Raw genomic sequence first — 12,245 nt, forward strand, 5'->3', positions numbered from 1 at the left:
GGTAGCAGTCAGCGACCACTGTGATCAACGCGGTTTCACAGCGTTTGCGCCGTTGCAGTAACCATTCTGGGAAGTAGGTGCCTGAGCGCAGCTTGGGGATCGCCACGTCGATGGTGCCGACCCTGGTGTCCAGGGGCCGGTAGCGATACCCATTGCGCTGGGCCTGGCGCTGCGGGTCTTGTTGGCCCCACTGGGCCCCGCACACGGTGTCAGCGTCCGCTGAGAGCAACGCGTTAATCACGTGCTGGAGCAGGGAACGCATCAAATCTGGGGACGCCTGGGATAACGCCTCGCCAAGCAGGCCAGCAGGGTCGATAATATGAGGAGCGGTCATCGTTGTGCCTCCAAATCGTTTCGAGTCAGAAGTAGAGAGCTTTCTCGAAGGATCACACGGTGACCGCACCCATATCAAACGGGCCGACCACCCACGGTTACACCACTATGCGGGACGCTACTCTTTCACCGCTTAGTTACCGCCTGTTTGAGGCTAAGCGGTATATCGAAAACGTTGGTATATCAGTCAAAACATGGTGTGTTGCCGCCTCTACCGCCTAATTTCTAAAAAGTGTACACGCGAGTGTTCATCTTCCTACATATGCGTGTGTATATATAAAAGTTTTCGGTTTTAGGCGGTGAAGGCGGTAAAGGGTTGGGATTCGGTTGAGATACGAGGGAAAATGCTATACCGCTTTTGCATTTTCAGGCGGTAAACAGCCGGTATCAACGCCGATTAGGCGGTGAAAATCCTCCTCTGCAACCTCCCTCCCACGAGATCATGCACGAGCGAAGATAGTCATACGCCCCGAAGGGGCGTTGGATGATAGTCCTCGATGTTGGGTGATAGTCCCCCCTCCCCCCACCTCGACGACGGGCCTGAGTTTGGCTGAAAGGTAGGGAATAACATAGGGATTCGGTCTCGTCAGGGCAAAACAAAACCCGGTATCTCAGCGACTTTTCGTTGAGATACCGGGTTTTTCTGGTTGCGGGGACAGGATTTGAACCTGCGACCTCCGGGTTATGAGCCCGGCGAGCTACCGAACTGCTCCACCCCGCGGCGACTCATACAACTATACAGACCCCAAACCGGGCATGCAAGCCAAAAACGCGATTTGTAACCAAGCACACAAAAATAGGGGCTGTTGGGTAGAAAGCAGTTGGGTAGAAAGCAGTTGGGTAGGAATAGGGGCTACGGGGCAGTGCCAGGGGTAGAACATACAGGAACGGGGTGGAAGTGAATCACTTCCACCCCGTTCCCGCAGAGACCGCTAGAGCTAGTCGGTAGGAGCCGTATCCAGTGCAGGCCCCGGATCTAGAGCGAGGACGCTAGACCCGTGAGCATCCGGTATGGGCTACTCCCCCGCTGTCTCTTAGGCTTAGCCTCTTAGTCTTAGCGAGAAGCCGAGGCGCTGGCGCTGGGCTTCGCGCTTGCGGGGGCGCTTGCAGAAGCCGCGGCACTGGGAGCTGCAGAGGCGCTCGGAGCCGCAGAGGCACTGGGCGCTGCCGAAGCCTTAGCGGAAGCCGCGCTCTGCGCCTCCTCAGCCTCCAGAGCCTTCTTCACGGCTGCTTCCAGACGCTTCTGAGCCTCACCGTAGGCAGCCCAGTCGCCCTTCTTCATTGCCGCATCAGCATCGGTCATCGCCTTCGAGGCATCCGTCAGAGCCTGCTTCAGCTCCGAAGACTGCGAAGCCGACGAACCGCCGGTCGAAGCGCCCGAAGAACCAGAAGTACCAGAGGAGCCAGAGGCAGAAGCCGAGGGGCTAGCCGCCGAACCGTCCAGCTTCGCACCCGAAGAGCCACCGAACACCTGGTTCAGCGCCTCCTCCAGAGTCGGAGCGAAACCGACCTTATCGCCGAAGCTCACCAGCACACGCTGCAGACGCGGGTACTTGGCGTCACCGCTCGACTGCACGTACACCGGCTGAACGTACAGCATGCCGCCGCCCACCGGCAGGGTCAGCATATTGCCGTTAATAACCTCAGACGAACCGCGGCGCAGCAGGTTCAGCTGGTTCGACACCTCAGCATCAGAGTTGAAAATGTTCTGAGCCTGGCCCGGGCCCGGAACCACCGAAGAACGCGGCAACTCCAGCAGACGCAGCTTGCCGTAATCGGGGCTACGCTCGCCGTCCTTACCGGTACCGGCATCACCATTAGCGGCAAGGAAGCCGTACATCACGTTACGAGAGTTCGAATCGCTCTGCTGAGGAATGAACGTGGTCGTCAACGAGAAGTGCGCACGAGAATCGCCGGGCATCTGCAGGGACAGGTAGTAGGGCGAAATCGGCTGGTTACGATCATTGGTCGGGTCGTTCGGAATCGACCAGACATCGTCACCGGCATAGAAGCTATTCGCGTTCGTCACGTGGTACTTATTCAGCATGGTGCGCTGAATATTGAACATGTCAGTCGGGTAACGCACGTGGCTCATCAGCGAAGCGTTCATCTCACGGTAGCTCTTCACCGTGCCAGGGAAAACACCCTGCCACGCCTTCAGCACCGGATCCTCCTCATCCCACGCGTACAGGGTCACCGAACCGTCGTATGCGTCCACGGTAGCCTTCACCGAGTTACGGATGTAGTTCACCGAGTTAGAACGCTGAGCACCCGCAGCGGTTGCCGCATCCTGGGAGCTACCCTGCGCGTAGGGGAACTGGTCACTCGTGGTGTAAGCATCCACGATCCACTGCACGCGGTTATTCACAATCGCCGGGTACGGCTTAGAATCCACGCTCAGGTACGGCGCCACCTTACGCACACGGTCCAGCGGGTTGCGTTCATACAGAATCTGCGAACCCTCACGCACCGCATCCGACAGCAGAATGTCAGAGGACTGGAACTTAATCGCGTAGGACAGGCGAGCCAGCAGCGAATCAACGCGAGGACCACCGTAACCGGCAAAAGTGTACTTCGCATCGGAGGCGTTGGTTTCCTCAGCAGAAAGCGGACGGTCCAGCTCCAGGGTGTCGCCCTTACCGCCCACAATCGAATACTCCGGCGAGCTCATACCAAAGTAAATACGCGGCTCATAATCCTCGCTCAGGGTACCGGTCGCCTTAATACCGGACTGCAAGAACTTCGGGTTACCCGCAGAATCCACCTGGTTACCGTACGCGGCAATCACGCCATAACCGTGGGTGTACACCACGTGGCGGTTATACCAGGAATCGCCGCTCGTCTGCGCCGGGTTCAGCTCACGAGCCGCCAACACCGTATCCTGCGTGGTGTTACCCACCGAATAGCGGTCCACCGCCAGCTGCGAATCAAAACGGTAGTACGGGCGGAACTGCTGCATCTGAGCAAACGCCGAGGACACAACATTCGGATCCAGCAGGCGGATATTCGCAATGGTCGCGCTCGAAGAGCTCAACGCACCGGCGCGGGTATCAATCGTCGCGTCATACGGGGTGGTCTCAATCTTGTCCAGACCGTACGCGTAACGGGTCGCATCAATATTGCGCTGAATGAACTTCGACTGAGCACCCTGCTCATTCGGAACCACCTGGAAACGCTGAACAATCCACGGGTACAGGCCGCCAGCAACCACGGCAACAATCACCAGCATCGCGGTGCTAATCAGCGGCAGACGCCAACGATTCATCGAAGCAGCCACCACAAACATAATCGCCACCAGCAAAGCAGAAATCGCCAAAATAGCGTTCACCGGAATCGACGAGTTCACATCCGTGTACATCGCGCCAGCCCAACGGCCCACCTGCTGCTGAGTCGACGAATAGCGGTCCAACCAGAAGCTCACCGCACGAGTCAGCAAAAACACAGCCACCACAATCGCAGCGTGACGGCGGAATGCCGACGTGGTACTCACACCACCGGGCTGCACCTTAATACCGCCGTAGAAGTAGTGCATGAACAGGCCCGCGAGCGCCGACAGCACCACAGCGGAGGTCACCAGAGTCACCACCATGCGGAAGAACGGCAACGCAAACAGGAAGAAGCCGTAATCCAGGCCAAACTCCGGGTCAGTCTTACCGAAGGACTGCTGGTTGAAGAACAGCGCGACGGTGCTCCACTGAGTCATCGTCGCTGAAGCAATGAACAGACCCAACAGCAGCGGAACCACAATCAGCAGAACCTTACGCGCCTTATCCACGCTCTCGTGGTAGCGACGCATGCTCTCCTCAGCACGCTGCTGACCAAACACGTCACGCAGCATCTGCTCGGCAGCATCCGTGCCGCTCGTCGGCACGCTCTGATTCGGGTTCGGCGCCTCCTGCGGCTTCTTCTCGGACGCCGGCGCCACATCAGCATGACGGACCGCGTAGGACATCGAAGCCCACAGCGGCACAGCAATCACCATGGCAGCCACCACAAACACGGCTGCCTTCAACAAAATCTGGGTAGTGAACACGGTGCTATAACCCAGCTGATCAAACCACAGCCAGTCCGTGTACACCTGGGACGCACCCACAAAAGCAGCAATGAGCACCGCCACCACAGCAATCGTCACCCGCAGGGGGCTACGACGCTTAGGCGTTGACTTCTTCGGCTTGGGATGCGCGGTGTTATTGGTCGACTCAGACACAATTCCTCGCTCATCATACGTTCAGAGAAAATAACTGCCTTTAAGTATCTCAGAGGTAACGCGGAAGGGCAGAACCTCGTAGAAGCTCGGGGCGAAATACGGCAGATAAAAGAGGTAGGGAGGGCGCAGAACAGCCCCGGTACCGTAAAATACCGGGGCTGACTTCTACGCTATACGGGTGAGAACCTTGCGGAGAGAAACGTTACGTTAGGAGCCGCAGCGAGGCAGGGAATCATCCGGGGTGCCAGACTTAATTGCCTCGACCGTCTTCACCGCCTCATCCAGGGTCGACACCGGCACAACCACCATCGTGCCGCGCACCTGACCGGCGTGATAGTAGTTGAACAGGTCGGGGTCCTGCGCCTGCATCTTCACAATCGAATCGCAGTTCTCCTTAGGCGCCAAGAAATAACGCGCACCGTAACGGCCCGTCGCCAAAATCTTGTACTTGATGCCGCCAATTGCGCCAACCTTACCGTTCGCATCAATCGTGCCGGTACCCGAAATGTAGCTGCGGTACGGGTCGCCTCCGGCGTCCTCATCGGCGAGCAGGGTACCCTCGCTGAGCTTATCGACCGTGCCCAGCGCCAGCATCAGACCCGCACTCGGGCCGCCCACACCGTCCAGGTTGTACTGCACGTGCGCCGGCAGGTCATAGCTCTGCTTCAAGCCAGCACCCAGAATCCAGCGGCTATTGTCACTGGAACGAACCGGGGTCAGCTTAAACGTCTGCTGCGTGCCGTCACGTTCCACAGTCATCTCAACCGGCGAGCCGTTCGAAGCGTTCACAGCCTTCGGAACATCGGTGAGGGTCTCAATCTGCTTCTCCCCCACCTTCACAATGCGGTCGTTAGCCTTCAGAGCGCTCGCCGCCGGGGAACCCTCCACCGTGGAAAGCACCTGAACCTTCTCGGTCACCGCCATCTTCAGCTGGCGCATCGCCGCGACCTTCGCCTGGGTCTGCGAATCAGCCATCTGCGCGCCGGTCTCTGCCGTTGCCTGCTCATGGCTCACGTGCGGGTACAGGGCATCGGTCGGCACCACGAGACTGCGGTTACCGTCAAACGCCAACCAGCCGTAGAACGCCTCCGCGCCGGACAGCTCCGTGTACGGGCCACCCGAAACCGACACCGTGGTCATGTTCATCTTGCCGAACGTCTTATAGCTCGGCGCACCCGAGACCTCAATGACGTCCTTCTCCTGGTAGGTTCCGAGCACGTCAAAGAGCGGGCCGGGGCCCTCCTTCACATAGGAACTGGGCAGAACAAAAGCACCAGCCAGCAGGGCGCACGTCGCCACAGCGCTCACCGAACGCAGGTTCACGCGGCGCGGCGCAAAACGCGAACGGCGCTTAGCCGCTTTCTCATTACTCTTCACGCTCGCGGAGGCGGCGTTCGGCTGCTGCTCAGCATCGGGGGTGGACTTAGTCATGGTTTCTACAGTACCGGATAAACCTGCTTTTCAACACGCGCGCGGGCACCGTCACCCCGCTAAAAGTAGAGCAACCACGGGGCGTTTACTCTCTTGCCCCCGCTCTTGCCCACGCCGCGCTGTGTCAGCACCCGACGGTGACAGCGGCACGAAAAAGCTCCTAAACCCCGGCGACAGAGACAAGCTTGTGAGCCCTCAGCTGATTAAGCCGCATCCACAGCGGTGGCGCGGGAAATTCTCAGCAAAAATCGGTAGGCTGGACAGCGAGCGGGCCAGCTACGCCCACCCCCGGATTACGAAAGGCTTCACATGTCTGAGAACCCCACCGGCGGCGCCTCCAACGAGCGCGACCCCCTCGAAGAATTCATTAAGAAGATGCAGGAGCAGGGCTTCGACCCCTCCGCAGGGGCAACCGGCCAGGGCGGCAAGGGCACCTCCTCCAACGCACAGAACCCCTTCGGCGCGCTCTTCGGCGAAGGCGGTCAGAACCCCTTCGGCATCAGCATCGACCCCGAAGACCTGAAGAACATGGGCATGGGCTTCGACCCCGCCATGATGCAGAGCATGTTCGCGCAGGTACAGGCAATGTTCTCCGGCGCGGGCGCATCCGACAGCCCCAGCGGCGTGAACTGGGATAACGTGAAGAACCAGACCCGCCAGATGCTCGCATCCATGGGTGAAGACCCCTCCGTACCCGAAAACCTCAAGCGTGCAGTGGAAGACGCAGCGAACCTCGCCGACCTCTGGCTGGACGCCGTAACCACCGTTGAACGCCACAACCACCCGGTGCAGGCATGGTCCAAGGCCGAATGGGTTGAGCATTCCTTCGACTCCTGGCGCGAAATGGTCGAGCCGGTCGCAGCCGAAGTCACCCAGTCCATGGTCATGCCCGGCGCACCTGAAGACGTGCCCGAAGAGATCTCGCAGATTCTCAACAGCGGTTTCTTGAACAACATTGGTTCCGTGATTTTTGGTGCGCAGATGGCTCAGGCACTCGCGCAGCTCGCCGGTGAGGTGTACTCCTCCACCGACGTGGGTTTCCCCCTCGCGCCCGGCTCCTCCGCGCTGCTGCCCAACGGCTACCAGCAGCTCGCCGACAGCATCGAGGTGCCCCCGCAGGAGGTCCTGCTCTACCTTGCCGTGCGTGAATCCGCGCTGATCCGCCTGCACAAGGCAAACCCCTGGCTGCGTGAAGACCTGGTCCAGCTCGTGGCGCGCTACGCCCGCGGCATCCGCGTGGACATGAACCGCATGCAGGACGCCGCATCCCAGGTGGACATGAGCAACCCCGACGCCGTACAGGAAGCATTCGAAGGCGGCATGTTCAGCCCCCAGCGCACCGAAGACCAGGAACTGGCGGTACAGCGCCTGGAGGGTCTGCTCGCCCTCATCGAAGGCTGGGTATCCGTCGTCACCGAGGACGCGACCCGCAACCTGCCCAAGGCACCGCAGCTGACCGAAATCATGGCGCGCCGCCGCATCGACGGCGGCCCCAGCGAGCAGGTCTTCGAGAACCTGGTCGGCCTGGAACTGCGCCCGCGCCTGGTGCGTGAGGCACAGCAGTTCTGGCGCTGGTACGAAAACTCCCACGGCATTGAGGCCCGCGACGGCCTCTGGGACACCCCGGAGACCCTGCCCACCCCCGCCGAGCTGGAAGACTTCACCGCATACGATGCACGCATGAACGAAATCAGCCTGGACGACGTGGACTTCGACTCGGAGCTGCAGAAGCTGCTGGACGGCGGATTCGGCGACGCGCCCGAAGAAAAGTAGAGCTGAGCCAAGTAACGCTGAGCGAAGTAAAGCTGAGCGGCGAAAGTAAATAGCTGACACTCGAGCGGGGGTGGCTTGTGAATGTACAAGTCACCCCCGCTCGAGTGTTTCGTTTGGTTTTTGATTCTTTGATTTTCGGGAAGCGCGTTAGCCGGTTGGATTTTAGCTGGCTGGATTTTAGTCCGCGCTGTTTTCGCCGCGCTCGCCCTCAGCACGCGAGCGCCCCAGCGCGTACCCCTCCAGGTAGGCCTGCGCCCGCAGCAGCTGCGGGTAACGCGACTCCAGGGCACGGAACGCCGCCGAATGGTTCGGCTGCAGCAGGTGGCAGAGCTCGTGGTGAATCACCGAATCCAGCACGTACTCCGGTACGCCCTGCAGCTCCGATGAGATACGAATCTGCGTGTTCGCGTAGGTTGCCGAACCCCAGCGCTGACGCTGGTTGCTCACCCAGCGAATCGACAGCTTCTCGAGCCTGCCCGCGGCAACCAGCTCCGGCAGGTTCTTCTGCGCCAGGTGCAGAGCGCGGGAGCGCAGGTACTCGTCCGTGACCGTCAGCTGCGTGGCACGCTCACGGCGCGCGGCACGACGCTGAATGCGCGGCAGCAGGCGGGCAATATGCTCATCAATCTCCTCGCTCGTACTCGCAGCCGGAATGAGCAGGCGGTAGGCGGGATTGCCGTGCTCGTCCACGCCGTCACGCTGCATGCTGATGGTGCGGGTGCGGCGCGCCGAGCGGACCAGCTCAATCTGCGGTCGATCCTCGGTGGCGGGCAGAATCTCACGTTTAAAACGCTGAGCCATAGTCTCCTCTTCCCTTCGACGAACGGCGAGCCTGTGTTGCACGGGGCTGAGTCGAACGAGCCTGTGCCGAGCGGGGCTGGCTATACGAGGGGCCGGCGCTCTCAGCCCTGCGGCGGCGCTTCGCCGGATCAATATCGTCCAGGAAACGCGAACGCTTACGCTGACCGCGACCACCCACGGTGCGGGTCATGGTCCAGGTCAGCCACAGGTACTTGCGGGCGCGCGTAATACCCACGTACAGCAGGCGGCGCTCCTCGTCCACCTCATCCGGGGTGGTCGCGAAAGTAATCGGCATGAGGCCCTCGTTCAGACCGCACAGGAATACGGCGTCCCATTCCAGGCCCTTTGCCGCGTGCAGGGAGGCGAGGGTTACGCCGTTGACCTGCGGGGCGTCGTTGAATTCGCTGCGGTGGTTCAGGGTCGCCACCACCTCGTGCATGGTCAAAGGGAGCGGCTCGGGCACGCCCGGGCGAGGATTCGCGCGGTGCTCCTGAAGCTGCTCTTGGCGGTGCTGCGCCATCATATCCACCATATGCACCAGGGCGGCGAGGGACTCCCACTTCTGGCGAGTGGCGCCTCCCGAAAGGGGGCCCTCCTCCTTGTAGCCGAGGCCGCCGAGCACATCGCGGGTGTAGCGGGTGACGTCTTCGGTGCCATCGGTGGACTTGGCTGAGCCGCGCAGGGCGAGCATGGCCTGCTTGACCTCGGGGCGTTCGAAGAAGCGCTCCGCGCCGCGCAGCTGGTACGGAATGTGGGCGGCAGCCAGCGCAGACTCAATCGCCGCCGACTGCGCGTTCGTGCGGAACAGCACCGCAATCTCCGAAGGCGGCACGCCGTCCTTCTCAATCAGGTCGCGGATATCCTCGGCAATGCCGGCGGCCTCCTGCTCATCGTCCGCGTAACCGAACCACTCCACATCCACGCCGGGGCCGCGCTGAGACATCAGCTCCAGCGGCGGCGCCCACGAATGCGGGCTCGAATCCGGATGCGGACGACGCGCCGCCAACAGACGGTTCGCCAGCTCCACCACCTGCGAGTGGGAGCGGTAGTCGCGGGTCAACTTCACCATGTGCGCGCCACGGTGCCGGCGCGGAAAATCCAGCAGGTAACGGCTGGTCGCGCCGGTAAAAGAGTAAATCGTCTGGGAGGCGTCGCCCACCACGCAAATATCGTCGCGGCCGCCCAGCCACACATCCAGCAGACGCTGCTGCAGCGGGGACACGTCCTGGTACTCGTCCACCACGAAGTGGCGGTACTGGTTGCGGACGGTCGCGGCGAGCTTCTCGTCCTCCTCCAGCATGGCGATGGTCAGCAGTAGCACGTCCTCAAAGTCGATGAGGTTACGCTCATCCTTGAGGTCTTCGTACGCCTGGAAAATACGCTGCATATTCTGCGGGGTAATCGCCGAGGGCAGCTGCTTCTCGCTCAAACGCTGCATGATGGTGTCCGGGGTGAGCAGCTGAACCTTCGCCCACTCAATCAGCGACGCCAAATCACGCAACAGGGAACGATCCGTGCTAATGCGCAGACGGTTCGCCGCCTCCGTAATGAGCGAGGCTTTGTTCTGCACGATGGACGGGAACGTACCGCCCACCACCTGCGGCCAGAAATACACCAGCTGACGCAGCGCCGCCGAGTGGAAAGTACGCGCCTGCACGCCGTGCGCACCCAACTGATGCAGGCGGGTACGCATCTCCTCCGCAGCACGCAGGGTAAAGGTCAGGGCAAGCACGCGCGGGCCCTGGTAGCGACCAATCGCAATACCGTAGGCGATGCGGTGCGTAATCGCGCGGGTCTTACCGGTACCGGCACCGGCGAGCACACGCATGGGGCCGTCCAGCTCGGTGGCGACCGCACGCTGATCCGGGTCAAGCCCGGCAAGAATATCGTCTGCGGAGATCATATGCTGAGGCTGCTGAGGTGTGGCGGTCATAATGCTCCATCAGTAAGGCGGGCGGTACGGGCAGGCGGCAGGCGCTCGCGCTGGACATATGGATATGCGGGCGCGCGAGGCGGTGATAGCCGGTCTTCCATTGTATTCTCCCAGAGTCCACCGGGGCTTCTTAGCCGTCGCTTCTTTCATTCAGGGCGTGAGGCGCTACCTATCTGGGGGCGTGCAAGTAGAAGCACGGATAGAGGTGAGGGAAGAAGCGCAGGCGGAAGCGTTTAGGCTTATCCACAAGTATCTTCACCACTTGGCATAAAGATCCCAAAAACTACTAAACGGCACACATTGGTTTGGTAACCTTAACCCGTGACTTTATCTCCCCTTCAGCTAGCAGCCATTGTCTCCGCCGGAGTGCCCGGGATTTACCCCGTCGGCGCCGAACCGGTCCGCGAAGACAGCGACGACTTCGACTCGGCAATCATCGCCGATTCCACCGGTCGCCGCTGGCGAGTGCGCGCCCCGCGCCGCCCCGACGCCAGCATGCGTCTGGAAGCTGAACACCTCATCCTGCAGTCGTTCAGCCCCGGCCTGCGCGCCCGACTGCCCTTCGCCGTACCCACCGTCGCCGGCACCGTACCCTACGCGGGCGGCAACGTGTTCGTGTACACGCACATCCCCGGCACCATCTACGACGTGGACCAGCTCGCCGAGCTGAGCCGCCGCGAAGTTGCGGCGAACCGCCCCTCCCTGGCGTCCATCATCGCCAAGGACATTGCGACCCTGCACGTGATGCCCGAAGACATCATTTACGAAGCCGATCTGCCCTCCTACTCTTCGGAGCAGATTCGTCTGCGCAAGAACGCCGAGCTCGAGCGTGCCGCCGCAACCGGCAAGGTGCCCGCCGACCTACTCGCACACTGGCGTACCGTGCTCTCCCCCGGACCCATGTGGCAGTTCCGCCCGCGCGTGGTCCACGGTGACATGGGGGCCGAGAACCTCGTACTGCACGTCACGCCCTCGACGGCGCGCATCGTGGAGGTCACCGGCTGGTCCGATGTGCACGTGGGCGACCCCGCGCAGGACTTCGCCTGGCTGTACTCCTGCCAGGACATCGACTTCACCGACGAGGCAATCGAGGTGTACCGCCAGCAGATGCCTCAGCTGCCCGACGCCTACCTGGCGCAGCGCGCGAACTTCTACGCGGAGTTCGCGATCGCCCAGTGGCTCACCCACACCGTGGAGGTTGGCGACCGCGACGGCGCAACCCACGCGGTGTCCATGCTCCTGGACATTCAGGACGACCTGCGCGCCTCCGGCGAACTGCTCGGACAGGAGGAGGTCGGCCCGCTAGTCGGCCCCACCGAGTAGGTATTGGGTCGGGTAGCTGTTAGGTTGCTACTTACCGCATAGGTTTTCGGTTCAGCTAGATTTTCAGTTCAGCCCCGCAGTACTGCGCTGCGGGGCTGAACTGTACCTACTGGGTTGTATATCCGCTGACTCGCGCCCGGTGAAACCTGCTCTCCTGACTGTCTGTCAAACCGACGGGATGATGCCTATAAGGGCTAGTGGAGGGGCTTTAGTGGGCTTTTTGCCGAAATTTCTTTAAGTGTTTCCCCTCACCTTTTGAGCACCAGTTTTGCATTTTTGTGCATGAATGACTCAGATTAAGGCTGAGACTTGAAGGTGCGCTAAAGGCGCCATTCACAATATTTCCCGGGTGCTAATACGCCACAAACCCACATGAACCAACTTTTGACCTCGGGAGTCCACAGAGTCTCAACTTCACCTTGAACTATGCTCAAAATAGTGCAT

The 12,245-nt window shown here is 61.0% G+C and carries 7 protein-coding genes and 1 tRNA gene; 2 read left to right on the top strand and 6 right to left on the bottom strand.

All coding sequences use genetic code 11. The annotated features are described in order from the left end of the window. From HMPREF2749_RS05090 to HMPREF2749_RS05105, 4 genes are all read right to left on the bottom strand, one after another. Positions 1 to 334, bottom strand: a 334-nt coding sequence (locus HMPREF2749_RS05090; RefSeq protein WP_210395334.1) for a transposase, incomplete at its 3' end; no start/stop codon positions are given. Positions 335 to 977: 643 nt separating this feature from the next. Then, a tRNA-Met gene (locus tag HMPREF2749_RS05095) sits at positions 978 to 1,054 on the bottom strand. Positions 1,055 to 1,387: 333 nt separating this feature from the next. Next, positions 1,388 to 4,540: a UPF0182 family membrane protein gene (locus HMPREF2749_RS05100; RefSeq protein ID WP_070593615.1), complete on the bottom strand. Its 3,153-nt coding sequence runs from the start codon at positions 4,538 to 4,540 to the stop codon at positions 1,388 to 1,390. 207 nt (positions 4,541 to 4,747) lie between these two features. Then, complete coding sequence (locus HMPREF2749_RS05105; RefSeq protein WP_070593617.1) at positions 4,748 to 5,971, bottom strand: YlbL family protein; 1,224 nt, start codon at positions 5,969 to 5,971, stop codon at positions 4,748 to 4,750. Between the two features lie 309 nt (positions 5,972 to 6,280). Between HMPREF2749_RS05105 and HMPREF2749_RS05110 the strand changes: the two genes are divergently transcribed. Continuing rightward, entirely contained in the window at positions 6,281 to 7,744 is a 1,464-nt protein-coding gene (locus tag HMPREF2749_RS05110; RefSeq protein ID WP_070593619.1) for a zinc-dependent metalloprotease, read from the top strand. Between the two features lie 177 nt (positions 7,745 to 7,921). On the opposite strand, the gene HMPREF2749_RS05115 is transcribed toward HMPREF2749_RS05110, so the two are convergent. Both HMPREF2749_RS05115 and HMPREF2749_RS05120 read right to left on the bottom strand, forming a co-directional pair. Further along, positions 7,922 to 8,545 (bottom strand): M48 metallopeptidase family protein, encoded by a 624-nt coding sequence (locus HMPREF2749_RS05115; protein WP_070593621.1) that lies wholly within the window; start codon positions 8,543 to 8,545, stop codon positions 7,922 to 7,924. Further along, positions 8,529 to 10,478, bottom strand: coding sequence for an ATP-dependent helicase (locus HMPREF2749_RS05120; protein ID WP_070593623.1), 1,950 nt, complete (start codon positions 10,476 to 10,478; stop codon positions 8,529 to 8,531). Before HMPREF2749_RS05120 ends, HMPREF2749_RS05115 begins: the two co-directional genes overlap by 17 nt. A 321-nt stretch (positions 10,479 to 10,799) precedes the next feature. Between HMPREF2749_RS05120 and HMPREF2749_RS05130 the strand changes: the two genes are divergently transcribed. Beyond that, the gene (locus tag HMPREF2749_RS05130) at positions 10,800 to 11,801 is read left to right on the top strand and encodes a phosphotransferase (RefSeq protein ID WP_070541642.1); all 1,002 of its coding nucleotides are present in this window, start codon (positions 10,800 to 10,802) and stop codon (positions 11,799 to 11,801) included. The last annotated feature ends 444 nt before the right edge of the window (positions 11,802 to 12,245 follow it).

The organism is Rothia sp. HMSC075F09 (assembly GCF_001810515.1).
Taxonomy (GTDB): domain Bacteria; phylum Actinomycetota; class Actinomycetes; order Actinomycetales; family Micrococcaceae; genus Rothia.